Here is a 24873-nt window from a genome sequence, read left to right as displayed (position 1 = left end):
ACTTCAGCAACGGATCATTGCCTGAAATGGAATTACTCCCGTGAGCAGCAGTCCAGAGCCCTCAGAGCCCGTCATCGACGCCAATCTCGCCGTCGCGCTCGACGCTCTGCTGGCCGAGCAGAGCGTCACCCGCGCCGCCGCGCGGCTGCGCACGTCCCCCGCCGCCATGAGCCGTACGCTCGCCCGCCTGAGGCGCGTACTCCAGGACCCCCTCCTGGTCCGGGCCGGGCAGACGATGGTCCCCACTCCCCGCGCCCAGGCCCTGCGCGACGAGGTCGCCACGCTGGTGCACCGGCTCGGGGCGCTGCTCGCTCCCGGCGCCGGGGTCGACCCCGCGTCGCTGCGCGGCACCTTCACCCTCCAGGCGGCCGACCTGATCGGCGCGGCGCTGGCCCCCGGGCTGCTGCGGCTGGCCCACCAGGAGGCGCCAGGGGTCTCGCTGCGGTTCCGTGCCGAGGATCTGGAAGCCGGACCGGCTCTCCGCGACGGCCGGATCGACCTGGAGGTCGGATCCATCGACCACGTCGATCCCGAGACCCGGGTCGAGGAACTCGCCACCCTCCGGATGGCGGCGGCCGTCCGCCCCGGACACCCGCTCACCGAAGGGACGTTGACCCCGGAGCGGCTCGCCGGAGCCGAGCACGTCGTGGTGAGCCGCCGCGGCCGTTTCAAGGGCCCCCTGGACACCGCCCTCGCCGAGCTGAACCTCCAGCGGCGGGTCGGCGTCGTCCTCCCCAGCCACATGGCCGCGATGGCCCTCGCCGCCGCAAGCGACATCGTCTGCCTCGTCCCCACCGCGCTCCCCGGCGCCACCCCCTCCCCCCTCACCGACCCGGCCACCGCCCTCGGCCTGCACCTCCTCGACATCCCCCTGCCCCTGCCGCCCGTATCCATCGGCATGGCATGGCACCCCCGCCAGGCAGCCGACGGAGGCCACCGCTGGCTCCGCGACACCGTCCGCCGGACGCTCGTCGCGCCCCGGAGCCCGGCCGTCTGACGTACGCACCCACAGGCCCGGCGTGACGAGAGAGGATGTACCTCGACAAACGCACGACGCATCGGCGCTGAGGAGACCGGCATGGCGAGCGGGACCGGCATGGCGAACGGGCTCGGCGTGAGCGACGGCGCGCAGGCGGGAGAGGGCGCGGCGGGCACCAAGCTCGACGGCCGCGTGGAGCGCGGCAACCAGACCCGGCGCCTCGTCCTGCGCCGCACGGTCGACATCGCCTCGGTCGAGGGCCTGGACGCGCTCTCGGTCGGCCGGATCGCCACCGAGCTGAAGCTCAGCAAGAGCGGGGTCTTCGCGCTCTTCGGCTCCAAGGAGGAGCTGCAGCTCGCGACCATCCGCGCGGCGGGCCGCATCTACCTGGACACGGTGGTGGAACCGGCCCGGCAGGACCCGCCCGGCCTCGGCCGTCTTTCGCGGCTGTGCGCGTGCTGGCTCGACTACTCGCAACAGCGGGTCTTCCCCGGCGGCTGCTTCTTCTACGGGGTGATCGCCGAGTTCGACGCCCGCGAGGGCGCGGTGCACGACGCGCTGGTCCGCGCCGACCGCGACTGGACCGGCCAGATGGAGACGTGCGTCGCCGAGGCCCGCGACACCGGCGAGCTGCACCCGGACACCGACGTCCCCCAGCTCGCCTCCGAGCTGATCGCCTTCATGGAGAGAGCGAACGCGCAGTCGGTGCTGCACGACGAGCCCGAGGCCTACCGCAGGGCGGGCGTCGCCGTCACGACACGGCTGCGCGCGGCGGCGACGGACCCGTCACTGGTGCCTCAACTCCCCTGAGGGGCCCGCCGAGTCCCCTCATCGCGGCGCGGCCGACACCTGCCTCCCCACAGGCTCGGCAGACCGCTTTGACGCTCCTGCACGGCGAAGGGCGCGTACTCCCACGGGAGTACGCGCCCTTCGCCGTCTCCCCGGGGAGTACGCCTCACCTCCCCCTGCGGTCTGAGGAATTGCTCCGATCCCCCCGCGAGACTGAAGCCTGCTGATTAAGATTGATAGCTAACGAACATTGACCTCAAGGGAGGGCCCTGTGGCAGACATGGAGCATCGGAGTGGCAGACGACGATTGGCTCTGCCCTGGGCAATACTCGGGCTGTGGATCGCCCTGCTCGCCTTCGTCGCCCCCTTCGCGACGAAACTCGGTGACGTCCAGGAGAACCGCGCGGTCGACTACCTTCCGGCCAGCGCCGATTCCACACAGGTCGCCAAGATCCAGGACAGAATGCCGGGCGGTGAGGCCACGTCGATCGTCGTGGTCTACCACCGGGACGGGTCCCTCACCGAGGCCGACAGAGCCACGGCCGCGAAGCAGATGGCCCGGATCGACGAAGACTTCCGGCTGACGGACGCACCCAAGTCCGTGGCCTCGCAGGACAACACCACCATGATGTTCCCCGTCAGCACGACCGCACCCGGTCAGGACGACGAGAAGCGCGACGCGTTCGTCGCCGACGTACGGGACATCGCCCGCGGCGAGAACGACATGACGGTGAAGGTCGGCGGGCCCGACGCCATTTCCACCGACGCTCGCGAGATGTACGGCTCCGTGGGCGGGCCCGTGCTCTACACCACGGTCGCCGTCGTGGCGATCCTGCTCATCCTCATCTACCGCAGCCCCTTCCTGTGGCTGGTCCCGCTCGTCGTCGCGGGCATCGCCGACTTCATGTCGATGGGCGCCGCCTACGGCCTCAACCAGCTCTTCGACACGACCATCAGCAGCCAGAGTTCCAGCGTCATGACCATCCTCGTGTTCGGCGCCGGCACCGACTACGCGCTGCTCATCGTGGCCCGGTACCGAGAGGAACTACGCCGCATCGAGCACCCGTACGACGCGATGCGGGCCGCGTTGCGCGGCTGCGGACCCGCCGTGGTCGCCTCGTCCGGGACCGTCGCCGTCGGCCTGATGTGCCTGCTCTTCGCCGACCTGGGCAGCAGCCGCGGCATGGGCCCGCTCGGCGCTCTCGGAGTGCTGTGCGCCCTCGGCGCCATGATGACGCTGCTGCCCGCCGTCCTCGTCCTGTTGGGCCGGCGCGTGTTCTGGCCCTCGGTACCCGCGTACGGGTCGCAGCCGAAGGTCCGCCGCTCCCTGTTCGCCGCGATGGGCAGCTCGGCGGGACGACGGCCGATGACCGTTCTCCTGAGCGGTGCCGCGGTACTGGGCGTGCTCGCCCTGGGCGCCTTCAACCTGCCCGAGGCGCTGAAGCAGGAGGACTCCTTCACCAAGAAGCCCGACTCGGTCGCCGCGATGCAGACCCTCGCCTCGGCCTTCCCCGAGCGCGGCACCGAACCCGTCGTCGTCAGCGCGCCGACCGATCAGGTGGACAAGGTGCTCGGCACCGTGCGCGACGTGTCCGGCGTGCGCAGCGCGGAACAAGGCCGCAGCGGCGAAGGCTGGACCGAGATCTCCGTCGTCACCGCCTCGGTTCCACAGACACCGGGCGAGAGCGCCACGATCAAGGCGATGCGGTCCGCGCTCGACGATCAGGAGGCCTATGTCGGCGGCCCCAGCGCCGAGCAGCTGGACCTGAAGGAGACCAACAACCGCGACCGCGTCATCGTCGTACCGATCGTCCTGCTCGCCGTCCTGCTCATCCTGATCGCCCTGCTGCGCAGCCTCGTCGCGCCGCTGATCCTCCTCGCCGCGGTCGTCGCCGTATGGGGTGCCTCGCTGGGCATCGCGGGCCTCGTCTTCGAACCGCTACTCGGCTTCGGAGGGACCGACCCGGCGCTGCCCCTGCTCTCCTTCGTCTTCCTGGTCGCGCTCGGTGTGGACTACGGCATCTTCCTGATGCACCGGATGCGTGAGGAGTGCCTGAACGGATCCGACCCCGGCACGGCCGCGCTCACCGCACTGCGCACGACCGGCGGCGTCATTGCCTCCGCGGGCCTCGTCCTCGCCGCGACGTTCGCCGTCCTGACCGCCATGCCCATGGTCCAACTCGTCGAACTGGGCTTCGTCATCGCTGTCGGCGTACTGCTCGACACGTTCCTGGTGCGCACGTACCTGGTGACGAGCGCGAGCGTGGCCCTGGGCCGCAGGGTGTGGTGGCCCGGGCCGTTGTCCAAGACCCCGGTGATGCCGCCCACCGAACGGGAACGGGACCTGTCCCCCACCTTGTGACCGACCGCGGGCGCCCCTGGATTCCGGGGGCGCCCGTACGACACCCCCCGGACGGACGGTGTGGATGTGAGCATCTCGATACGGCGCCCGGACCCGAGCGCCCCGACACCACGGCAGATCCTGCGCAGCGATCTGATGTTGTCCGCGCTCCTGGCCCTGAGCGCTCTCGCCGTCGCGCAGTTCACCCATGGCCAGGGCCGCACCCCGGACGCGCTGGGCTGGACGCTGCTGGTGGCGTCGCACATTCCCATGGTGTGGCGGCGCACCGCGCCGATGCGTTCGTTCCTGGTGCTGATCGCCTTCCTCGTCCCGTACCACGCGCTCGACTACCACCACGTCGCCCTGATGGCCCTCTCCATGCTCGCCCTGTACACCTTTGCCGTCACACAGCCCGTGGTGCGCTCTCTCCTGGCAGGGGTCGGCGTCGTCGGTCTGGTACTTGCGGTCAAGTTCGCGCAGGGCCTCACCGAGGGCGCCGAGGCCCTGCGCGTCTCCGGCTGGATCGTCGCGTTCGTGGCCTTCGGTATCTGCGTGCGCTACCACCAGCAGAATGTCGCCGCCGCCGTGGAACGCGCCGAACGCGCCGAACGCTCCCGCGAGGAGGAGGTGCGCCGCCGGGTCGCGGAGGAACGGCTGCGCATCGCCAGGGATCTGCACGATCTGCTGGCCCACAGCATCACGCTCGTCGGTGTGCGCACCTCTGTCGCCGCGCACGTCCTGGACGCGGACCCGCAGCGCTTGGACCGCACTGCCGTCGCGCAAATCCTGGAGGACATCGCGGAGACCTGCCGCTCGGCGCGGCTCGAACTGCGCGCGGCCCTTGAGGTCTTGCGGTACGGGCCGGACAACGGCCGCGACCCGCTGCCCGACCTGGGCGCCCTGCCCGGCCTGGTGGCCACCGCGCGTGCGTCCGGCGCTCCGGTGACCCTGGAGGCGGACGAGACGCTGGAGGCACCGCCCGCCGTGGGCGCCGCCGCCTACCGCATCGTCCAGGAGGCCCTGACCAACGCGGTGCGCCACGGCGGCCCGCGCCCCGCGATCCGTGTCTCGGTGCGCGAGGCCGCCGAAGCCCTGCACATCGAGGTGACGAACCGCTCCGCCCGGCCGCTCCCCGCCTCGACGCCGTCTCCCGGGTTCGGCCTCATCGGTCTTCGGGAACAGGCGCGCAGCGTGGGCGGCACACTGCTGGCCGGGCCGGACACCGACAACGCGTTCGCGGTCCGCGCGACGCTGCCGCTGACCGGGGCGGTCGGGCGGCCGGGGCCGGCCGTCCAGGACACCGAGGTGCGCGGAGCCGCCGAGTACGGCAGAGCCCGCAAGAAGTCCAGGTCCAAGGTTCCGCCCGTGCTACCGACGGCCGCCGCGACGCTGGCGCCCGCCACCGCCGCGATGGGCGGATCCAGTACAGAAAGAGGAAGTCGATGACCGTTCCCATCCGCGTACTGCTCGCCGATGACCAGACGCTCGTACGGGCAGCCTTCGCGATGCTCGTGTCATCGGCCTCGGACATGGAGGTCGTGGGCGAGGCGGGATGCGGACGGTCGGCCGTGGAACTGGCACGCACCACGCGGGCCGACCTCGTCGTGATGGACGTACGCATGCCGGACATCGACGGCATCGAGGCGACCCGCCTGCTCGCCGCCGACGAGGACCTCGCCGGCGTCAAGGTACTGATGTTGACGACGTACGACACCGACGAGCACATCGTCGATGCGCTGCGGGCCGGCGCGTCCGGCTTCCTCGTCAAGGACACCCGGCCCGCCGAACTCCTCGATGCCATCCGCACGGTGGCCATCGGAGAGGCCCTGCTCTCACCGGGTCCGACCGCACGCCTGATCGCGCAGGTGCTGCGCGTGCACGACACGGGTGAGACGGGCTCCGCGCCTCCCGCCCGGCTCGCCACGCTCACCGACCGCGAGCGCGAGGTCCTCGTCCTGGTGGCCCGCGGTCTGAACAACACGGGGATCGCCGAGTCGCTGGGAGTGAGCCCACTGACCGTCAAGACCCACGTCAGCCGGATGATGGGGAAGCTTGAAGCGCGCGATCGCGCCCAACTGGTCATCCTGGCCTACGAGTCGGGTCTGGTACGGCCTGCGGTGGACGGCGACTCCGCGACCCGAAGCTGAACGGCTGCCGGCCCCGGCCCGCGGAGTGCGGGTCGGGGCCGGCAGCCGTCGGCGTCGCGCGGATCAGCCGGAGTCGGAGGTCGACGAGGCGACGAGACCCGGCTTCTGCGTCTCGGGCCGGACCGCCTCGGCGGGCTTGCCCCGCGCGGAGCGGGCGTCGAGGTAGGCGCGGATCCTGCGCTCGATCGGGTTCTCGTAGTAGCGGAACACCAGCCAGCCGATGACGAGCGAGATGGCGAGTCCGATCGCGCCCCACAACCAGTGCGAGTTCGCCGGGGTCACCGGGTCGAGGAAGAAGTCCACCATCTCCTTGTCCGGGTACACCATGGCGGCGATGGTGAAGATCACCGTGAAGTGGAACAGGTAGATGCCCATGGAGATCTTGCCGAGCGACACCAGGGCGGGACGGGCGTACAGCGATGAACGGCCGTCGATCTCGCGTTGTGTGTAGGCGGCGAGCAGGCAGGCGTAGAGCGGGGCCATGACGAGGTCAAGCGGGTCGTGCGGCACCGCGCTGCGCACCGACGCGCCGGCCAGCGCCCACATCACACCGAGCGCGACGGCGATGACCGCGAGCACCTGTCCGACCGAGAAGCGGATGCGCAGGCCGCGCCGCATCGCGGCCGCCATCAGCACGCCGAACAGGAACTCGTGGATGCGTCCGGGCGGCGAGTAGATGCCGAAGGTCAGTCCGGCGGCGTCGTCGAGCTGGAGCGGCTCGCTGGGCGGGTAGGCGAACCACAGCGCGATACGCAGCACCCAGCCGTACGCCAGCGTCGCCACCGCGATCCAGGCCAGCTGACGCAGGCTGCGCCGCAGCGCGAACCGCCCGACCCAGAGAAAGATGACGTAGAAGAACACGACGCACGACAGCATCCACGTCACGGGGTTGGTCGTCTCCAGGACGACCCCCGGTATCCACGCCTGCACGAAGAACAAGCTGGCCAGCGCCGCGCCGATCATATGTCCCGCGTCGGTCCCGGGCGCGGCGAGGGCGAAGCCGAGCGGCAGCGCGACGGCGATCAGAAGGGTCGGCCAGATCCGCGCCATGCGGCGGCCGAGGAACCATCGCAGGGTGTCGTCGCCACGGAAGCTCCAGGTGAGCGCGAACCCGGACAGAACAAGGAAGAACGTGCCGCCGGATCCCGCGAGCCCCAGGACGTCGTTCACGTGCGGCACCGGCATCACCACCGCGAGATGCGAGATGAAGACGGTGATGGACATCAGGAACCGCAGGCCCGTGAGTGAACGGACATTGCGCAGCGGCGGTGGTTCCAGCTCTAGGCTGCCGGACTTGGCCATGGTCGCCTCACTGAGATGTGTCGGAAGGTTCGGTACGTGGTTCAGTCGATGCCGCGGACGATGTGCGGCTCCCCCGGTTCGTCCTCCACCCCGGCGAGCCCCAGTGGTGGCGCCGGCGCCCGGTCACCGTTGTGCAGTTGGTCCTCTGGTTCCTCGTGCATGGCTCCTCCGGAGGTCGGTTCCTGCGAGGGCCGCGCGCACTACCGCCCCACGGCGGTGCTCAGGGCGTCGGCGCGGTCGGTTCGCTCCCAGGTGAAGTCGGGCAGTTCGCGCCCGAAGTGGCCGTAGGCAGCGGTCTTGGCGTAGATCGGGCGCAGCAGGTCGAGGTCGCGGATGATCGCGGCCGGGCGCAGGTCGAAGACCTCGCCGATGGCTTGCTGGATGGCGTCGACCGGCACCGTCTCGGTGCCGAAGGTCTCCACGAACAGGCCGACCGGCTCGGCCTTGCCGATCGCGTACGCGACCTGTACCTCGCAACGCGCGGCAAGGCGAGCGGCGACCACGTTCTTGGCGACCCAGCGCATCGCGTACGCCGCCGAGCGGTCGACCTTGGACGGGTCCTTGCCGGAGAACGCGCCGCCACCGTGCCGTGCCATCCCGCCGTACGTGTCGATGATGATCTTGCGGCCGGTGAGGCCGGCGTCCCCCATCGGGCCGCCGATCTCGAACCGGCCCGTCGGGTTCACCAGCAGGCGATAGCCCTCCGTCTCCAACTTGATGCCCTCGTCACCCAGTTGACCCAGTACGTGCTCGACGACGTGCTCGCGGATGTCGGGGGTCAGGAGCGAGTCGAGCGCTACGTCGGCGGCGTGCTGGGTCGAGACGACGACGGTGTCGAGGCGGACCGCCTTGTCGCCGTCGTACTCGATGGTGACCTGCGTCTTTCCGTCGGGGCGGAGGTAGGGGACCGTACCGTCCTTGCGCACCTCGGCGAGGCGGAACGCGAGCCGGTGCGCCAGCTCGATCGGCAGCGGCATCAGGCTCGGCGTCTCGTCACTCGCGTACCCGAACATCAGACCCTGGTCCCCGGCGCCCTGCCGGTCGAGCTCCTCGTCGCCTGCACCGCCGACGCGGGCTTCGTATGCGGTGTCGACTCCTTGCGCGATGTCGGGCGACTGTCCGCCGATCGAAGCCGAGACGCCGCAGGACGCACCGTCGAACCCCTTGGCCGATGAGTCGTATCCGATGTCGAGGACCGCCTCCCGCACCAGGGTCGCGAAGTCGGCGTACGCGGTCGTGGTGACTTCACCGGCGATGTGAACTTGTCCCGTGGTGATCAGGGTTTCGACCGCGACGCGCGCCGCGGGGTCCTGGGCAAGGAGCGCGTCGAGGATCGAGTCACTGATCCGGTCGGCGATCTTGTCAGGGTGACCTTCGGTCACCGACTCGGAGGTGAACAGCCGCTTTGCCATGATGAGCTCCGTAGACGAGAGGTGTGCGAACACGACGGGGTGGGGCGCGAGTTGGCGGCGGCCGGTCAGGAGTCCGAGTAGAAGCGCGCCCACAGCTCGGCTTCCGTGCGGGACGGGGGAGTTCGGATGACGAGTTGCTCCGGATGACCGGCCGGCGGCGCGTCCAGCATCGGCCGCGCCTCCTCTTCGGGGTCGGCTTCAGGGTCGGGGGGAGGCAGTGGGCCCACCCAAAATGAGCCCATTGCCTGCATTCCGTCCCACAGGATCCGGCCGAGGTACCCTCCGCAGGCGACGGCTCCGATGACCAGCGCGGCAAGGAGTCCTGGAGGGCCGCCGCCCTCGGTCCCGCTATTCGGGGATGATGACTTCACGGACACCGCTCGCGCCGCTCGCGACGGCCGTCGGATCCTGCGGCGCGAGGTAGCCCATCTCCTGCGGCGCCTCGTCCAGGAGCCAGGCCGACATGGACTTCAGCTCCGGGATGCCGGGGAACATGAAGCGCCGGTTCTTGTCCTCCAGACCAATGCCGCGCAGGATGCCCGGCGACGCCTCGATGACCTTCATGAGCCTTCTCCCGGCCACGGCAGCCGGAATCTCGCCCCGGTCGACCGCGTCGCACAGGGTCACCATCTCGTCGAACACGGCCTTGTACGTGGGCTGGTCGGGCAGCAGCAGACCCGGGTACGCCAGGTCCTCCATCTCCTGGAAGACGCGGTCGTCGCCACTCGCGCGGAAGCGTTCGATGAAGCGGTCGAAGCGGAGGTTGATCGGCACTTCGGCGGCGGCCCACACCCGGTAGACCGCGTTCCACAGCTCGTAGTCGGAGAACGCTATGAAGGAGGCGTTGACCAGCTGATCGTTGTACTTGATCAGCCCCTTCTGCAGGGTGTCGACGTAGCGGAAGCGCTCCACGTCGAAGTCGTCCTCGCGCAGCGCGTCGAGCAGCCGCCAGGCGAAGGCGTTGATGATCTCCGTCGTGTTGGTCAGGCCGCGCGAGTAGAGCGGGTCGAGGAACCCGGCCGCGTGGGACATGAGGCACCAGCGGTGACCGACGGTCTCCTTCGAGGTGTACTGGAGCCGGCCGGTGGACACCCAGGGACGGACCGTCACCGCGTCGGCGAACATCCGCTCCACGGCGGGGAACCGCTTGATGAACTCCCGGAACTCCTCCTCCGGGGTCACTCCCTCCGGCTTGGGATAGCGCCGCTCGTCGAACGTCAGACCAACACTGACCAGCGGATTCTTCGACCTGGGCTCGTTGTTGAACGGGATGGACCAGATCCAGCCCCGGTCGAACATGTGATGCATGGTGCCCTCGACCCAGGGGATCGGCGGCAGGTCCTCGGGCTCCATGCGGAGCACATCGTCGGTCGGCTTCACACCGATCATGTGGGTGAACAGGGACCTGGAGTGGTGCTTGAGCGCTTCAGGCCCCTCGCGGAGCCCGAGCTTCTCGGCGACCGGCGACCGGAAGCCGCTGCCGTCGACCAGGTAACGGGCCGTGAAACGCTCGCCGTTCGCGTCCCACACGGCCACCTCGTCCTCACCGAGGTCTATGTCGGCGACCCGGAAGCCCTGGCGGACCGAGCAGCCGTACTTGATGGCGGTGTGGAAGAGGAAGGCGTCGGTGTCCTGCCTGAACAGGTGGCCCGTCTGCAACGCCTTGGAGGGCGGACTGAACTGGTTGACCTCCAGCGGATCGGGCTCCTCGCCCTCCTTGTGCAGCATGAACCCGAAGTGCTTCTTGACCCCGGATGTCGGGCCGATGTTCTCCAGACCCGACTCATAGGACGTCAGGTACTCCAGCTCGGGGATGCCGTATCGCTCGGCGAGCTGCCGGTAGCCCTTGAGGGTGTACAACGTCGTGGACTCGCCGACTGCGAACTTCGGGTGCACCGCGGCGTCGATGAGCAGGACCCGCACATCGTGGCGGGCGAGGACGGCGCCGAGGACCGTGCCCGCGCTGCCCGCCCCGAGGATGATGACGTCGTAGTCCTGCGTGGCCGCACCAGATTCGCTCATGTCAGTGTCTTCCTCACTTGTCGTCGCCGGTCGTGGGCCGAGGTGCGGTGATCTGCGCGACGACCTCGCCGGTGTCGAATACGTTCCAGTCGCGCGCGACCTTGGAGTCGTGGATCTCCCAGATGACGATTCCGGAGACCTTGATCCGATGTCCCGATGCGGGGACGCCTCGATAGGTGCCCGTGTGCCGGGCAGTGGTGGTGTAGTGCGTCACGACGTGCGAGCCGTCGGTGACGACCAGGTCGAGCTCGACCCCGATGTCGGAGAACGCCTTGTGCACGCCGAGCACGCTGCGCCGCGGTCCGTCGGGACCCACCCGCTTGCCGTTGAGGACGAAGTCCTCGGCGAAGACCTCGTCCGCGATACTCACGTCGCCGCCGGCCCACGCTCTGCCGAACCAGTGCTCGGCGAGCCGGGCGTGCTCGGTCACCACGGTCCAGGCGGTCACTTCTTGAATCCCGACACGACCACGAACGTGCCGAACATCAGGAAACTGCCCTCCGCGTCCCGGTGCAGGATCTCCTCGCCCCAGGCGCGGGCCGTCGCCTCGTCGACGATGCCCTGGGCGCCGGCCACAGCAGCGGTCTTGCCGATCCAGGTGAGCGAGTCGGCACTGGCCAGGCTGGTGAGCACGACGGGCTGCAGCCGCAGGGTGATGTCGACGGCACCCGCCTGGGCGAACAGGCCCCGCAGGCGGCGGGCCACCCACGGGTTGGGCACGTGGTCGCTCCACCAATTCATGAGAGTGCGGGTCAGCTCACGGTCGGCGAGGTCGGGTGCCCACAGGCCGTGGTCGGGGTCGGTGATCAGCACCTGACCGCCGGGCTTGACCACCCGGAGCATTTCGGCGACCGCTGCCGCGGGGTCCGGCACATGTTCGATCACACGCTCCGCACGGGCTGCGTCGAAGGTGTCGTCGGCGAACGGCAGCGCTCCCGCCTGCCCGTGCAGGAACTCGACCGGCGCGGCCCCGGGCCGCGCCGGCGTCGCCCGCTCGATGAGTTCCGCACTGGAGTCGAGACCGACGACGCGCCCCGTGGGGCCCACGCGCTCGGCGATCGCCCGGACGTCGTCGCCCGTGCCGCAGCCGACGTCCAGTACATGGCTGCCGGCGGAGACCCGCAGCAGCTCGTCGAGTTCCTTCTTGACCGATGCCAGCTCGACAGCCGCCTGGTCGAGGAACTTCTTCGCCGAATCCGCCTTTTGCCATACGTCAGCGGGCCTGACCTGACCGGTTTCCGTTGTCATCGATCGGCTCTCCATAGGGATGAGAAATGAATCCACCCGCCGCACCGACGGGATCTGACACGACGTCACGCTCCGTGTGTCAGCGCGGAGATGACGATGTCCCGAAGCTACGGACGGTCGATTAAGCGCCGAGAAAGCAGCGTGATGAGCACACGTGAACCGACCCGCCGCGTCAGGGCATCGTCGCGACGAGATACGGGGCGAGCGCCTCGGTGACCGTGTCGGCCACCGCCTCGATCTGCCGGTCGAGATAGAAGTGCCCGCCGGTGAACGTCCGCGTGACACCGCCCGCGCTGGTGTGGGCCTGCCAGGCGGCGGCATCACGCAGGGAGACGATCGGGTCCGCGGTGCCGACGAGCACGGTGAGCGGGCACGCGACCCGGGACCCCGGCTCCGGGCGATAGCTCTCGACGGCCCGGTAGTCGGCCCGCACCGCGGGCAGGGGCAGCGCACGGACCTCCGCCGCGGACAGCCGGGCCCGACTCGTCCCACCGAGCGCACACAGTTCGGCGATCAGCGTCTCGTCGTCGGCCAGGTGGGCCGTCGGGCGGCGCAGCACCGAGGGCGCGGACACCGCCGAGGCGAACAGCCGCACCGGGCACGGCCCACCGGCCCCTTCGAAACGCCGGGCCACCTCGAAGGCGACCAGGCCGCCGAGGCTGTGCCCGAACAGCGCGAAAGGGCCTGGCGGCAGCTCACGCAGCGCCTCGAACGCCGCATCCGCGAGCTGCTCGACACTCTCCAACGGGGCTTCCGCGCGCCGCTCTTGACGTCCGGGATACTGCACTGCGACGGTCTCCATGCCCGGCGAAAGCGCGATCGCGAGTGGTCGGAAGTAGCTGGCCGACCCGCCGGCGTGCGGAAAGCACACCAGCCGCATTCTGCTGTGGGGTGCCGCGACGAGTTTCCTGGTCCAGGGATCTTCGGTGTGAGTGAGCGCCGACATGGTGTGCCTCCGGGAAAGACGGCAATGGCCGTCGGGTCCATGGGACGTGTCCCGCAAAGCGTAGGCAGCGGGCCGCGCTCGGCCCATACGAGAATTCCTGGCTTGAGCCGGGGTCACCACGCCGCATTATCTTGGCTTTACCCAGGCCGGCCGCAGACGCCGACCGCACTGCCAACTAACCTGCGAACAAGCCGTATTGGGGTTGCGCTACGAGGGTGGCCGGGGTTGGATCTCAGCCATGTCGCTACGCCGATCTCTACTGTCCCTGCGCATTACCGCAGTGCTCCAGTCCGTTCTGATGCTCATCCAGGCCGCGTTCGCAGGAGGGTTCCTCGGCGGCCATTTCGATATGCTGAAGATGCACGGAATCCTCGGCCGCGTCATCGTCGTGGCCGCTCTTCTGATGGCCGTCGCCGCCTTTCTCGTGCGCCGCTCGGGAGGACCCAAGTCGGTCCTTCCGGCTTCGGTCGTGGTGCTCCTGGCGCTCATCGCCCAGATGGTCCTCGGCCTCAATCGCAGCGTCGCCGGACATGTGCTGCTCGGCGTCGTCCTCGTCGCGGCCGTCGCGGTGCTCTCCCAGCGCGCGATGACCACCCCACTGCCGGCCGCCGACGTCTCCACCACCGCCCCGAAGCGCGACGAGGCCGCACAGACGGAGGCGGTCAAGTGAGGCGGCGCACCTTCCTGGGCGCGGGCGGGGCCGTCCTGGGCGCGGGCGCCCTGACGGCGGCGGGCTGGCCGCTGCTCAGCGACTTCGCGCGCGAGGGCATGCCCGGCAAGGTCCTGGCCAGCAAAGCCGACCTGCCGCGGCCGTACCGGACGCCGCTTCCCCTCCCCCGCGTTCTGGAACCGGTGTCGACGAACGGCACCACGGACACGTACGAAATCACCCAGCAGGCCGCCGACCTGGAGATTCTGCCCGGCCTGCGGACAAAGGCCTGGACGTACAACGGCACGTTCCCGGGGCCCACGATCGTCTCGCGCTCCGGACGCCGCACCGTGGTCCGGCACCGCAACGAACTGGCCCGGCCCGCCGTGGTCCATCTGCACGGCGGCCACACCCCGGCGGCGAGCGACGGTTACCCGACGTCCCTGATCCTGCCGACCGACGGCTCGTACGACGCGCACCGCGTCGCCCAGGACATGAGCGGCGGTTCGCACGGCATGTCCATGGACCACGGCGCGATGGACCTGGCCGAGGGCACCCGGACGTACACGTACCCCTTCGAGCAGCGGGCCGCGACGCTCTGGTACCACGACCACCGCATGGGCTACACGGGCGCGGCCGTCTGGATGGGGCTCGCCGGTTTCCACCTCGTGCACGACGAGGAGGAGCAGCGGCTGGCTCTGCCGCGCGACAAGCGCGACATTCCGCTGATGATCACAGACCGCTCGTTCGCCGAGGACGGCTCGTTCCAATATCCTTGGGTGGACGAGGAGTTGCACACCCCGGGTGTCACCGACGCCTACATGAACGGCGTTCTGGGCGATGTCGTCCTGGTGAACGGCGCCCCCTGGCCAGTGCATGAGGTGGAGCGGCTGCGCTATCGGCTGCGGTTGCTCAATGCCTCCAACGCACGCCTGTACAAACTGGAGTTGGACCCGCAGCCGGAGGGCGGAGATGCCTTCGTGCAGATCGGCAGCGACGGCGGGCTGCTGGATGCACCCCGTCGGCACGACGCACTGGAGATCGCCCCGGCCGAGCGCTTCGACGTCGTCGTCGACTTCGCCCGCTACCGCCCGGGCACCAAGGTGCGCTTGGTGAACCGGTTCGGAGATGGTTCCACGGCCGAGGTCATGCGCTTCGACGTCGGCTCGGGCTCCCCCGGCGACGACACGAAGGTGCCGCAAAAGCTGAGCGAGGTCTCCCGGCTGGACCCGGGCCGAGCCAAGGTGACCCGCGACTTCCACTTCCGCGGTTCCAGCGCGGGCTGGACGATCAACGGCAAGGAGTACGAGCCGGGCCGCGCTCTGGCCAGGCCCAAGCTCGGACAGACCGAGATTTGGCGGTTCACCACGAACTTCCACCACCCCGTCCATCTGCACTTGGACCACTTCCAGGTGGTCTCCCGCAACAACCGGGATCCCGGGGCGTTCGATCACGGCTGGAAGGACACCGTGGATCTCCGTCCGGCCGAGGCCGTCGAGGTGGTCACACGGTTCACGGACTACGCCGGCGCATTCATGATCCACTGTCACAACCTCGAGCACGAGGACATGGCCATGATGGGCGACTTCGTCACCGAGTGAGGCCTGCGCAGGCAGAAGGGGGCTGCCAGTCATGTCCGGCACCACACGCGAACGCATCCTCGACGCGACGACCGCCGTCCTGCGGGCCGGTGGGACGCACCATGCGACCACCAAGCAGATCGCGCGGGCCGCGGACTGCTCGGAAGCCCTGCTCTACAAACACTTCGCAAGCAAGGCCGACCTGTTCGTCGCCGTCCTCCTCGAGCGCGTGTCCTTCGACCCGGCCCGCTGCCCCGGCCCACCGGCCCCGGTAGCGGGCCGGGGCACCGTCCACGAGAACCTGCGGGTGCTGGCCCGCTCCATGCTGACCCACTACGAGGAGATCGTGCGGCCCCTGGCCGCCCTGCGCTCCGATGCCGTACTTCTCACGCGGCTCGGCGACCTGCCACAGCGCACCGGTACGAACAGCCCCCTGACCGCCTACCTCCACGCCGAGCAGGCCCTGGGCAGAGTCGCCCCGGGCACCGATGTCGCAGCGATCGACTCCCTGCTGCTCGGCGCCTGTTTCCGGCAGGTCTTCTTCGCCGCCCTCACACCGCGGCGGGACATTCCAGAGGAATACGCGGACCGGCTGATCGCCGTGCTGCTGCCTGCCCTGCGGGCCGACCCGCCCTCCTTTTCTCCTGCTTGACCCTCACTTCACGTGTGTCCGCTGAGATGCGAGTGAACACCGTGAACCCGCGAGTCTTCTGACACGCCGTCGAGGCAAGGACCCCATGGCAGCACCCGAGACACGAGCGATTCAGCCGTCCCCGACATTGGAACGAATCCGCTCGAGCAGCTCGCCCAGCTGGACGACATCCGCGTCGCTGAGCCCCTCCAGCATCCGTTCCTGGCTGCGCAGGGCGACGGACTCGATCTCCACGTACCGGGACCGCCCCTCATCGGTCAGCGCGACCACGGCCGCCCTGCGGTCGGCTCCATCGCGTGTACGCACCACGAGGCCGCGCCGCTCCATCGTCTCCAGATGCCGGGAGAGGGTGGGGCCCTCGATGCTCAAGTACTGGGCGAGGCTGCGCTGGATCATCGCCCCTTCCAGCTTGAGGGTCGCCAGAATCGTCCAGGCGGCGAATGTCGCTCCGGACTTGCTGAGCTCCTCCTCGAAGAAGGCGCGCGACTCCTTGGCCGCGAGGCGCAGCTTCGGGGCAATGCTCTTGCGCAGCCATGTCGGCCCCGGGTCAATCTCCCCCCGAGCTCCGGGGGTGTCCTGCTTCGGCACTCGTACCTCCGCTCGTCGCCTGGTCACAGCGAGTATCTCCTGTCGCCGAACCGGCTGCCATGAGGCCGGTTGACCGCCTGTGCATTCATTCGTTAGGTTACTAAGCATTTTCGCGACCGGCAACTATCGGAGCCCCTAGTGAGTGACCTCAGCACCGGCACCGCAGCCCCGCCGACTCAGATCGCCCCTCCCCCACCGACGCGACGCGCCTGGCTGGGACTGGCCGTCATCCTCCTGGCCGCCTTCATGGAACTGCTCGACGTCACCGTGGTCACCGTGGCGTCCCCCGAGATCCAGAACTCGTTCCACACGAGCTACGCCCAGGTGCAGTGGATCCTGGCGGGCTATCAACTGACCTTCGCCGCAGGGCTGGTGGCGGGCGGGCGCCTCGGCGACATCTTCGGCTGCCGCAAGATGTTCGTCTGCGGCGTGCTCGCGTTCACCTGCGCGTCCCTGCTGTGCGGCATCGCCTCCAGCGGCACACAGCTCGTACTGTTCAGGCTGGTCCAAGGGCTCGCGGCGGCCCTGATGTTCCCGCAGGTCCAGGCGATCATCCACGTCACGTTCACCGGCAAGCACCGTGCCGCCGCCTTCGGTGCGCTCGGCGGGGTCACCGGACTCGCCGGCATCGCGGGACCGCTGCTGGGCGGTGGGCTGATCGGCCTTGACCTCTTCGGCTCCGGCTGGCGGATGATCTTCCTGATCAACATACCTGTCGGTGCGCTCGCCGCCATCGGTGCCATGCTGCTGGTCACCGAGCGGCGCTCCGAGCAACGCCCGGGCCTCGACCTCGTCGGCACGCTGCTCGGCACGGCCGCGGTGGCCCTGGTCGTGTTCCCTCTGATCCAGGGCCGGGACGCCGGATGGGCCTGGTGGATCTGGGCGCTGCTCGCCCTCTCCGTGCTTCCGGTGGGGCTGTTCCTCTGGCATCAGAGGACGCTGGAGAAGCGGGGCGGGTGGCCGGTGGTGGACCTGGCCCTTTTCCGCGGCGGCTCGTTCGGGATCGGCCTGGTCGTCCAATTCTTCAGCTTCGCCGGCATCTCCGCGTTCTTCCTTGTCCTTGCGGTCGAACTGCAGGCGGGCTACGAGTGGTCCGCGCTCCGCACCGGGCTCGCGTTCCTGCCCATCGCCATCGGCACCGGCCTGGCCTCCGGGATTTCCATCCCGCTCATGCCCCGCCTCGGCAAACGGCTGGTACAGGCCGGCGCCCTCGTCATGGCGCTCGGCATGGTGGCGCTCATGGTCACGCTCCACGCACACCCCACAGACCTTTCCGTGTGGACCTTGACTCCCGCCGGACTCGTGGTGGGCCTCGGCCTCGGCCTGATCGTGACCACCGTCAACGACGTGGTGCTCGCCGAGGCGGTCGGCCCCAGCGCCGGTTCCGCGGCAGGCGTCAAGGCCATGGTGGGCCAGTCCGGGAATGCCGTAGGTGTCGCCATACTCGGCGCCCTCTTCTTCGGCCTCCTGAGCAGTAACGCAAGCGCCGCAGCACACGACCGACTCCCGGAATTCCGAACCGAGTTGAAGCATCTGTCGGTCTCCGCACAGGACGCCGCCCGGCTCGAACGCTCACTGGTCGACTGCTTCACGGCCCAGGCGCGCAGCACCGACCGCTCCGCTCCCCCGCCCAGCTGCACCAGGCTCACCGAACAAGCGCGGGCCACCGGGGACCCGGCCGCGCCGCGTCTGGTGCGGGAGAGCCTGAGCACGGTGCGCCAGCAGCACTTCTCGAACTCGATGAAAAGCAGCCTGGGCTACGAAGTCGGCGTCTACGCACTGGTCTTCCTGCTCGTCTTCCTGCTCCCGCTCCGTCGGCTCGCCCCAGGGTCCCGGCGCTGAACGGCGCACGTCGCACACATCTCGCAGGACATCTACGGAAGGACACATCTGATGGATGCACAGCGCAATGACTTCACCGGAAAGGCGGCCCTCGTCACCGGCGGCAGCAGCGGGATCGGCGCGGCCACCGCACGTCTGCTGGCCCGTGCGGGATCGGCCGTGGTGGTCAACTACCGCAGCGACGAGGCCGGCGCGCACCGGGTCGTCGAGGACATCAGGTCGCAGGGCGGCACCGCGGTGGCCCTCCAGGCCGATGTGACGCAGGCCGACGAGGTGGACCGGATGTCGGCCCAGGCACAGGAAGCCGTCGGGCCGATAGACATCCTGATCGCCAACGCGGCGGGGGTCGACGGACGGACCGCCCGGCCGGGCCCCTTGCTCAAGGCCCCTCGGGACCAGCCGTTCAACGTGGTGGAAGCGCAGTTGAAGGCCTTCCTCAATCCGGTGCACGCCTTGGTGCCGGGGATGGTCGAGCGGGCGAACGGCGGAGCAGTGGTGGCCGTCGGCGCCTCGCTGTCCCGACGCTCCCCCGAGGGGTTCGGGGCGCTGTCCATGTCGAAGGCGGCACTGGAGGCGGCGGCCAGGACCCTGGCGCGCGAGGTGGGGTCTGACGGCGTGCGGGTGAATCTGGTGGCCCCGGGGCTGATCCTGAGTTCGCTGGCATCGAAAGTCCCCGAACAGGTAAAAGCGGACAATGCCGAGAGAACCGCCGTCAAGCGCAACGGGACACCCGACGACGTCGCCGAGACCATCGTTTTCCTCGCCTCGGAACGAGCGTCCTACTTGACAGGGGGCTATCTCCTGGTCGACGGCGGTACCGCAATGCTCTGAACGAAGCAGTTTCGAAATAATCGGGTAGCCCAGGACGCATGTCCTGGGCTACCTGCGTTGAAGGGTCCTCCAGAGCCCTCTGGCGGCTCTAGATTCATCCGAGAGGCTGAGTTCTTCATCATCCCACCGTGATAGTTTCATAGCGTTGCAGATCGGAAGGCAGGTCTTCACACTGGAGCTATCCAGCAAAAATGACTCGGAATTAAGCATTCCGTTAACCTGCCCACCCCCCGCACCTCTTGGCGCAGAATCAGGAGGAACATCATGGTGGTCGATCAAACCACCGAATTCGGCGAACGGGCCACAGAACTCATCGACCAACGCGAATTGCGCACCATCTTCGGGCGCTTCGCAACTGGCGTCACTGTCATCACGGCAAAATATTCCGGAGAACTCTTCGGAGTGACCGCCAACTCCTTCGCTTCACTCTCTCTCGATCCTCCCCTCGTACTCTTCTGCCTGCACAACAGGTCGTCCTTCCACGCGGCCCTCGATGTGGGGGCATCGTTCACGGTGAACATCCTCTCCGAGGAGCAGCGCGACATCGCCGGCCTCTTCGCCTCCGGAGTCGACCGCTTCCTCAAGGTCAACTCACTGCCCGGACGCGGCGGCAGCCCCGTGCTCACCAACTCGCTGGCCTACGTGACCTGCGAGGTCACGCAGCATGTCGCGGGCGGCGACCACGTGATCATCATCGGGAAAGTCGTCGACATCGGTCTGCTGCGGCGCGACGGGCGCCCCCTCGGATTCTTCGCCGGCGCCATGCAGAAGCTGGATCCGTACCAGTAGCATCGAATTCCCAACGGGGGGAAATACACCATGCGTTTCAAGCTGCTCGGGCAATTGCAGGTGCATGAGGGAGACCGGATTCTCACGCCGCAGGCGCACAAACTCCGCGTTCTGTTGTCCGCTCTCCTGGTCAACCATCACCGAGTCCTTTCCATCGAGTCACTCATCGACGAGCTCTGGCCGCAAGGTCCGCCGCGTACGGCACTGCAGGCGTTGCGCGTCTACATTTCACAGCTCCGAAAAATCCTGCAGCAGAGCAGCGCGGAAGGTAATCTCTTCCTCATCGGTGAACCCCCGGGCTACTATTTGTCGATCGACGAAGGAATGCTCGACGTCGTCGATTTCGATCGACATCGCGAAAACGCCGTTGCAGCCCTGGACAGACAGGACGAGGAATCCGCCCTCCAGCACTTCTCGAAGGCGTCGAAACTCTGGCGCAGCGCACCGCTCGTCGGTCTCCGCGAGGGAATGCTGATCCAGAGCGCCGCTTGCCGGCTCGAGGAGTCCTGGATCGGAGTCGAGGAAGGCCGCATCTCTCTTGAGGTACGGCTCGGCAGAAGGCGCGGAGAAGCCATAGCGCGGCTGCGGGAACTGGTCGCGGCCAATCCCTACAACGAGCGTCTGCACGCGCTCTTGATGATCGCCCTCTTCCTCTCCGGCCGCAGCGGCGAAGCCCTGCAGGTCTACCGCACCACGCGGCAGTGCCTCGTGGACGAGCTCGGCATCGAGCCCGGCGAAGACCTCCGCCTGGTCCACCGGATCGTTCTGGACTCGGACCGTGCAGCCCTGGAGAAAGTCGAAATGTGGACGGCCTAGGGGCCGCCTCCGGCCTCATCCCGAACCGTGAAACTCGAAAGGACAATGACATGATCACGCCCAACGCAGCTTCCGCACACACCCCCAGCACCACCGCGCCTCTCGACGACGCATTCGACATCATGTTGGTCGGCTGGTCGTTCATGCGGAGCAAGCTGCTGATGACGGCCCTGGAGATGGGGCTGTTCGAGGAGCTCGGCAAGGAAGCAGGCACTGCCGAACACATAGCGGGGCGGCTCGGTCTGCACGAGCGTGGGGTGCCCGACTTTCTCGACTCGCTGACCGCCCTCGGTCTGCTCACCCGTGACTCCGACGGCATCTATCGCAACGCCCCGGCCACCGCCCGCAACCTCGTCCAGGGGCAGCCCGGCTACGTGGGTGGATTCCTGACGATGACCACCGACTTCATGGGCGCGGGCTGGGAGACCCTGGCCGACATGCTGCGCACCGGCGACGCCCACGGGCAGGACGCCAGCAAGGTGCCCTTCGCCCAGATCTTCCGCGACCCGCAGCGGCTGCGGCAGTTCCTCTCCGCCATGGACAGCCTCAACGGCGCGATCGGCCCGGAGCTGGCGCGCCAGTACGACTGGTCGCAGCACTCGTCCTTCGTGGATGTCGGCGGCGCCCGGGGCAACCTCGCCGACACCCTGCTGCTGGCCCACCCGCACCTCACCGGCGGCGTCTTCGACCGGCCGATCATGAAGTCGTTCCTGGAGGAACTGGCCGCCGACCGGGGCGTGTCGGACCGGATATCGTTCCACGGCGGCGACTTCTACCAGAACAAGATCCCCGGCGCCGATGTCGTGATCTTCGGCAACGTGCTGCACGACACCCCGGTGGCGACCCGCAAGGACCTCATCGCCCAGGCGAGCGCGCACATCCCCGTGGGCGGTGCCGTGATCGTCTACGACCCCATGATCGACGACGAACGACGGGACGCGGACACCCTGTTGATGAGCCTCACGATGATGATGCAGTCACCGGCCGGCAACGAGTACACCCCGGCGCAGTGCCGCAGCTGGATGGAGGAGGCCGGCCTGGAGGTCGAGCAGGTCCTGCGGCTCCCCGCGCACGCCACGGCCGTGATCGGCCGCAAGCGCGCCTGACCCCGACACCCTCTCGACGACCGGCCGGAGCGGACTCCGGCCGGTCGTCGCCCTGCATCGGAACGGAGAGCACATCATGCCCAAGAGCCACGTGGACCTCACCGTCATGCTGGTCAGTCACGACGCCTTCCGGAGGGACCTGCGCCGTCTGGAGAAGGCCGCGGCACGGCGGCACAGCGACGACCCGATCGCTCGCAAGCGGGTCGAGACCGGCTGGCAGATCTTCAAGACTCAACTGCACTTCCACCACGAGGGCGAGGACCGTGACCTGTGGCCCCGCATGGCCAAGGGACTGGCCCACCGTCCCGAAACCCTGGCCGTGCTGAGGGAGTTGGAGGCAGAGCACAATTTGATCGACCCCCTGCTCGCCCAGGTGGACGTCGCGCTCGCGGACCCCCAGGCGCCGGTCGACCAGGTCGAGAAGGCCGTGGCCGAGCTCGCCACGTGTCTGGAGGGGCACCTCGACCACGAGGAGGAGGACGGCCTGCCCTACGTCCAGGAAGCGCTCACGGACAAGGAATGGAAGGCGTTCACCGCCGACCAGCGCGAGCACCTCGGTCTCACCGGGGCCGCGGAGCTGTTCCCGTGGCTCCTCGACGACATGTCGGAGACGAACGTTCAGCGCGTGACATCCTTCATGCCGATGCCGATGCGGATGGCCATGAAGAAGCTCTGGGCCCCCGCCTATCGAGCACGGGAGACCTGGACCGGCTGAGCGCCGGGCTCCTCGATGACGGTGACGGGCAACGCGCTCTTACGGTGGCTTAATTGTGCTGTGCCACGGTGATTGTGCCGCCGCACGCACCGGGTGTTCGTACCCCGTGCGGTACCGAACGTCCGCACTTCGGAGAGGGCCCCATGGAACACGCCATGTCCACCGAGAACGGATTCAAGCTGGGATTGTTCGCGCCCAATGCCTTGTCCGGGCTGGCCATCACCAACGTCCCCGAGCGCTGGTCGGGCAGTTGGGACGACAACGTCCGCCTCGCCGTCCTCGCCGACCGGCTGGGCATCGATTTCCTTCTCCCGGTGGGGCGTTGGATCGGCTGGCCCGGAACCTCCTTCCACGAAGACGTCCTGGAAACGATCACCTGGGCAGCCGGCCTGCTCGCTGCGACCGAGCGCATCTCGGTCTTCGCCACGGTGCACAGCGCGCTGGTGCCGCCCATGATCGCCGCCAAGCAGCTGGCCACTCTCGACCGGATCGGGGGCGGCCGGGCCGGGCTCAACATCGTCGCCGGTTGGTACCAGGCCGAGTACGAGGCCTTCGGCCTGGACCTGCCGGGCAGTCCCGAGCAGCGCTACGCGCACGCCCAGGAGTGGTGGGACGTGGTGCGCACGCTGTGGAGCAGCGAGGAGCCCTTCGACCACGACGGCACGTACTTCCCCGGTCTGCGCGGCCTGCACACGAGCCCCCGGCCCACCGGTGGCACACTGCCGGTCATCAACGCGGCCGTCTCGGAAGCCGGCCGCGGCTTCGCCACACGCAACGCCGACTTCCTGCTGACCGCGGCCTTCGATCCGCGGCGCGGCACGGCCCTGGTCGACGGAGTACGGGAGGCGGCGGCCCGCAACGGCGGCCGCAGTGTCGGCGTGCTGTCCAACGCGTACGTGGTCTGCCGGCCCACCCACGACGAAGCCGAGGAGTTCCTGCACTACTACGCGCAGGAGAACGCTGACTGGGACGGCGTCGACACCGTGATGAGCGGCCAGGGCATCAACGCGCAGTCGTTCAGCCAGGCGCAGATCGACATGTTCCGCCCCCGCTTCGCCGCCGGGCACGGCGGCCACCCTCTGGTGGGAACGCCCGACGAGATCGCCGAGAACATCATCGCGTTCGCCGAGGCCGGTGTTTCCGGGATAGCACTCTCCTTCGTGGACTACCTTGGCGAGATTGAGTACTTCGCGAGCGAGGTCGTCCCCCGGCTGGAAAAGGCGGGTATCCGGAAGAGTTCTCACGGCAGTTGAGGACGGTCACGACTCGCGTCACGATCCGCTCGTGCCATTGACAGGGGGAGCCATTGGTTTCGGTGATCGTCATGTGCCCGGACGACGGACGTCGTGCGGCACTGCAGCAACGATTCGTCGGCCTTGACGGGTTCGACGTACTGCCGTACGACAAGGAGCAGCCCAAACAGCCGGATCTGCTGGTGGCCGCGATCGACCGCGACAGCGTCTGGCTGGCCCATCGCCTCGCATCGGCCCGGGAAACGGTGCGCGCGCCGACGCTCCTCGTGGTGGACGAACCGTTCGCCGAGCTTGCGGGGGTCATGTGGTTCGGCGCGCAGGGCATCATCCTCAGCTCGGCGTCGGACTGTGAACTGTCCGATTCGGCACGGCTGGTCGCCCAGCGCGCCACCGTGATATCCGAGAAGATACTCGGCGACGAGCGGCTGATCATGGGGAATCTGGCCTTCGAGTGGTCGGTGGACCAGGACGCGGGATCAGCCCTCGACGCCCTCTCGGAGCGCGAGCGCGAGGTGCTTGAGCTGATCGGCACCGGTCGCAACAACGCCGAGATCGGCGCCCTGTTGTGGGTGAGCAGCAACACCGTGCGCTCCCATGTCCAGCGCCTCATGCGGAAGTTGGGCCTGCGCAATCGGCTATGTCTGGTGATCTTCGCGCATGAACTCGGTCTTGTGGACCTCAACGACACCGTACTCAGCGGGGATTGACGCGGGGGCCGAATCGACACGCTGCGGGGCGCAGGCATCGGCCCATCGGCAGTCGGCAGTGGGGGGGGGGGGGGGGGGGGGGGGGGGGGGGGGGGGGGGGGGGGGGGGGGGGGGGGGGGGGGGGGGGGGGGGGGTCCCCCCCCCCCCCCCCAGGAGGAG

At 68.7% G+C, this 24873-nt stretch carries 24 protein-coding genes; 16 read left to right on the top strand and 8 right to left on the bottom strand.

Features of this window, described 5'->3' with window-relative positions; genetic code table 11:
* Positions 1-31 precede the first annotated feature (31 nt).
* The 5 genes from ACZ5CR_RS41955 to ACZ5CR_RS41935 all read left to right on the top strand — a co-directional run bounded on the left by ACZ5CR_RS41955 (position 32) and on the right by ACZ5CR_RS41935 (position 6256).
* Positions 32-997, top strand: a complete 966-nt coding sequence (locus tag ACZ5CR_RS41955; protein WP_468868019.1) for a LysR family transcriptional regulator — start codon at positions 32-34, stop codon at positions 995-997.
* Positions 998-1096: 99 nt separating this feature from the next.
* Positions 1097-1789, top strand: a complete 693-nt coding sequence (locus ACZ5CR_RS41950) for a TetR/AcrR family transcriptional regulator (protein WP_468868017.1) — start codon at positions 1097-1099, stop codon at positions 1787-1789.
* 259 nt (positions 1790-2048) lie between these two features.
* A complete protein-coding gene (locus ACZ5CR_RS41945) occupies positions 2049-4130 on the top strand; it encodes an MMPL family transporter (protein ID WP_468868015.1) in 2082 nt (693 codons plus the stop codon).
* A 66-nt stretch (positions 4131-4196) separates the two neighbouring features.
* The gene (locus ACZ5CR_RS41940) at positions 4197-5555 is read left to right on the top strand and encodes a sensor histidine kinase (protein WP_468867951.1); all 1359 of its coding nucleotides are present in this window, start codon (positions 4197-4199) and stop codon (positions 5553-5555) included.
* Complete coding sequence (locus ACZ5CR_RS41935) at positions 5552-6256, top strand: response regulator (protein ID WP_468867949.1); 705 nt, start codon at positions 5552-5554, stop codon at positions 6254-6256. The genes ACZ5CR_RS41940 and ACZ5CR_RS41935 overlap by 4 nt, the downstream gene beginning before the upstream one ends.
* A gap of 63 nt (positions 6257-6319) precedes the next feature.
* On the opposite strand, the gene ACZ5CR_RS41930 is transcribed toward ACZ5CR_RS41935, so the two are convergent.
* The 7 genes from ACZ5CR_RS41930 to ACZ5CR_RS41900 form a co-directional block, all read right to left on the bottom strand.
* The gene (locus ACZ5CR_RS41930; protein ID WP_468867947.1) at positions 6320-7558 is read right to left on the bottom strand and encodes an acyltransferase family protein; all 1239 of its coding nucleotides are present in this window, start codon (positions 7556-7558) and stop codon (positions 6320-6322) included.
* 200 nt (positions 7559-7758) lie between these two features.
* Positions 7759-8970 (bottom strand): methionine adenosyltransferase, encoded by a 1212-nt coding sequence (gene metK, locus ACZ5CR_RS41925; protein WP_468867945.1) that lies wholly within the window; start codon positions 8968-8970, stop codon positions 7759-7761.
* A gap of 65 nt (positions 8971-9035) precedes the next feature.
* Positions 9036-9221, bottom strand: coding sequence for a DUF6059 family protein (locus ACZ5CR_RS41920; RefSeq protein ID WP_468868010.1), 186 nt, complete (start codon positions 9219-9221; stop codon positions 9036-9038).
* A gap of 97 nt (positions 9222-9318) precedes the next feature.
* Positions 9319-10992: an NAD(P)/FAD-dependent oxidoreductase gene (locus ACZ5CR_RS41915; RefSeq protein WP_468867942.1), complete on the bottom strand. Its 1674-nt coding sequence runs from the start codon at positions 10990-10992 to the stop codon at positions 9319-9321.
* 13 nt (positions 10993-11005) lie between these two features.
* Positions 11006-11440: an ester cyclase gene (locus ACZ5CR_RS41910; RefSeq protein ID WP_468867939.1), complete on the bottom strand. Its 435-nt coding sequence runs from the start codon at positions 11438-11440 to the stop codon at positions 11006-11008.
* On the bottom strand, positions 11437-12240 hold the full coding sequence (locus ACZ5CR_RS41905; protein WP_468867936.1) for a methyltransferase domain-containing protein: 804 nt from the start codon (positions 12238-12240) through the stop codon (positions 11437-11439). Before ACZ5CR_RS41905 ends, ACZ5CR_RS41910 begins: the two co-directional genes overlap by 4 nt.
* Before the next feature lie 172 nt (positions 12241-12412).
* Positions 12413-13120: a thioesterase II family protein gene (locus ACZ5CR_RS41900; protein ID WP_468868007.1), complete on the bottom strand. Its 708-nt coding sequence runs from the start codon at positions 13118-13120 to the stop codon at positions 12413-12415.
* Positions 13121-13466: 346 nt separating this feature from the next.
* Here ACZ5CR_RS41900 and ACZ5CR_RS41895 point away from each other — a divergent pair, with 346 nt between their 5' ends.
* Genes ACZ5CR_RS41895 through ACZ5CR_RS41885 form a run of 3 tightly spaced genes read left to right on the top strand, consistent with a single transcriptional unit; the run spans position 13467 to position 16067 of the window.
* Positions 13467-13856: a hypothetical protein gene (locus ACZ5CR_RS41895; RefSeq protein WP_468867933.1), complete on the top strand. Its 390-nt coding sequence runs from the start codon at positions 13467-13469 to the stop codon at positions 13854-13856.
* On the top strand, positions 13853-15436 hold the full coding sequence (locus ACZ5CR_RS41890; RefSeq protein ID WP_468867930.1) for a multicopper oxidase family protein: 1584 nt from the start codon (positions 13853-13855) through the stop codon (positions 15434-15436). The genes ACZ5CR_RS41895 and ACZ5CR_RS41890 overlap by 4 nt, the downstream gene beginning before the upstream one ends.
* A 31-nt stretch (positions 15437-15467) precedes the next feature.
* Complete coding sequence (locus ACZ5CR_RS41885; protein ID WP_468867928.1) at positions 15468-16067, top strand: TetR/AcrR family transcriptional regulator; 600 nt, start codon at positions 15468-15470, stop codon at positions 16065-16067.
* A gap of 111 nt (positions 16068-16178) precedes the next feature.
* On the opposite strand, the gene ACZ5CR_RS41880 is transcribed toward ACZ5CR_RS41885, so the two are convergent.
* Positions 16179-16682 (bottom strand): MarR family winged helix-turn-helix transcriptional regulator, encoded by a 504-nt coding sequence (locus ACZ5CR_RS41880; protein WP_468867926.1) that lies wholly within the window; start codon positions 16680-16682, stop codon positions 16179-16181.
* A 111-nt stretch (positions 16683-16793) separates the two neighbouring features.
* On the opposite strand from ACZ5CR_RS41880, the gene ACZ5CR_RS41875 reads away from it, so the two are divergent.
* The 8 genes from ACZ5CR_RS41875 (at position 16794) to ACZ5CR_RS41840 (ending at position 24714) form a co-directional block, all read left to right on the top strand.
* The gene (locus tag ACZ5CR_RS41875; protein ID WP_468867923.1) at positions 16794-18497 is read left to right on the top strand and encodes an MFS transporter; all 1704 of its coding nucleotides are present in this window, start codon (positions 16794-16796) and stop codon (positions 18495-18497) included.
* Between the two features lie 51 nt (positions 18498-18548).
* On the top strand, positions 18549-19328 hold the full coding sequence (locus tag ACZ5CR_RS41870; RefSeq protein ID WP_468867922.1) for an SDR family NAD(P)-dependent oxidoreductase: 780 nt from the start codon (positions 18549-18551) through the stop codon (positions 19326-19328).
* 264 nt (positions 19329-19592) lie between these two features.
* Positions 19593-20117 (top strand): flavin reductase family protein, encoded by a 525-nt coding sequence (locus tag ACZ5CR_RS41865; RefSeq protein WP_468867919.1) that lies wholly within the window; start codon positions 19593-19595, stop codon positions 20115-20117.
* Between the two features lie 30 nt (positions 20118-20147).
* Entirely contained in the window at positions 20148-20933 is a 786-nt protein-coding gene (locus ACZ5CR_RS41860) for an AfsR/SARP family transcriptional regulator (RefSeq protein ID WP_468867916.1), read from the top strand.
* A gap of 50 nt (positions 20934-20983) precedes the next feature.
* Positions 20984-22039: a methyltransferase gene (locus ACZ5CR_RS41855; protein WP_468867913.1), complete on the top strand. Its 1056-nt coding sequence runs from the start codon at positions 20984-20986 to the stop codon at positions 22037-22039.
* Positions 22040-22115: 76 nt separating this feature from the next.
* A complete protein-coding gene (locus ACZ5CR_RS41850) occupies positions 22116-22754 on the top strand; it encodes a hemerythrin domain-containing protein (RefSeq protein ID WP_468867911.1) in 639 nt (212 codons plus the stop codon).
* A gap of 155 nt (positions 22755-22909) precedes the next feature.
* The gene (locus ACZ5CR_RS41845; RefSeq protein ID WP_468867908.1) at positions 22910-24007 is read left to right on the top strand and encodes an LLM class flavin-dependent oxidoreductase; all 1098 of its coding nucleotides are present in this window, start codon (positions 22910-22912) and stop codon (positions 24005-24007) included.
* Between the two features lie 71 nt (positions 24008-24078).
* Positions 24079-24714, top strand: coding sequence for a helix-turn-helix transcriptional regulator (locus tag ACZ5CR_RS41840; protein WP_468868003.1), 636 nt, complete (start codon positions 24079-24081; stop codon positions 24712-24714).
* The last annotated feature ends 159 nt before the right edge of the window (positions 24715-24873 follow it).

Source organism: Streptomyces sp. NPDC031274, assembly GCF_055570235.1.
Note: the sequence above shows the minus strand (reverse complement) of the source record. Positions and strands in the feature narration are given on the sequence as shown.

Excerpts from the sequence above, each read along its gene's own strand:
- ACZ5CR_RS41865 (WP_468867919.1), top strand. The coding sequence starts at position 19,593 with ATGGTGGTCGATCAAACCACCGAATTCGGCGAACGGGCCACAGAACTC.
- ACZ5CR_RS41850 (WP_468867911.1), top strand. The coding sequence starts at position 22,116 with ATGCCCAAGAGCCACGTGGACCTCACCGTCATGCTGGTCAGTCACGAC.
- metK (WP_468867945.1), bottom strand. The coding sequence starts at position 8,970 with ATGGCAAAGCGGCTGTTCACCTCCGAGTCGGTGACCGAAGGTCACCCT.
- ACZ5CR_RS41840 (WP_468868003.1), top strand. The coding sequence starts at position 24,079 with ATGTGCCCGGACGACGGACGTCGTGCGGCACTGCAGCAACGATTCGTC.
- ACZ5CR_RS41920 (WP_468868010.1), bottom strand. The coding sequence starts at position 9,221 with ATGCAGGCAATGGGCTCATTTTGGGTGGGCCCACTGCCTCCCCCCGAC.
- ACZ5CR_RS41950 (WP_468868017.1), top strand. The coding sequence starts at position 1,097 with ATGGCGAACGGGCTCGGCGTGAGCGACGGCGCGCAGGCGGGAGAGGGC.
- ACZ5CR_RS41915 (WP_468867942.1), bottom strand. The coding sequence starts at position 10,992 with ATGAGCGAATCTGGTGCGGCCACGCAGGACTACGACGTCATCATCCTC.
- ACZ5CR_RS41855 (WP_468867913.1), top strand. The coding sequence starts at position 20,984 with ATGATCACGCCCAACGCAGCTTCCGCACACACCCCCAGCACCACCGCG.
- ACZ5CR_RS41945 (WP_468868015.1), top strand. The coding sequence starts at position 2,049 with ATGGAGCATCGGAGTGGCAGACGACGATTGGCTCTGCCCTGGGCAATA.
- ACZ5CR_RS41905 (WP_468867936.1), bottom strand. The coding sequence starts at position 12,240 with ATGACAACGGAAACCGGTCAGGTCAGGCCCGCTGACGTATGGCAAAAG.
- ACZ5CR_RS41885 (WP_468867928.1), top strand. The coding sequence starts at position 15,468 with ATGTCCGGCACCACACGCGAACGCATCCTCGACGCGACGACCGCCGTC.
- ACZ5CR_RS41935 (WP_468867949.1), top strand. The coding sequence starts at position 5,552 with ATGACCGTTCCCATCCGCGTACTGCTCGCCGATGACCAGACGCTCGTA.
- ACZ5CR_RS41930 (WP_468867947.1), bottom strand. The coding sequence starts at position 7,558 with ATGGCCAAGTCCGGCAGCCTAGAGCTGGAACCACCGCCGCTGCGCAAT.
- ACZ5CR_RS41845 (WP_468867908.1), top strand. The coding sequence starts at position 22,910 with ATGTCCACCGAGAACGGATTCAAGCTGGGATTGTTCGCGCCCAATGCC.
- ACZ5CR_RS41870 (WP_468867922.1), top strand. The coding sequence starts at position 18,549 with ATGGATGCACAGCGCAATGACTTCACCGGAAAGGCGGCCCTCGTCACC.
- ACZ5CR_RS41900 (WP_468868007.1), bottom strand. The coding sequence starts at position 13,120 with ATGCGGCTGGTGTGCTTTCCGCACGCCGGCGGGTCGGCCAGCTACTTC.
- ACZ5CR_RS41860 (WP_468867916.1), top strand. The coding sequence starts at position 20,148 with ATGCGTTTCAAGCTGCTCGGGCAATTGCAGGTGCATGAGGGAGACCGG.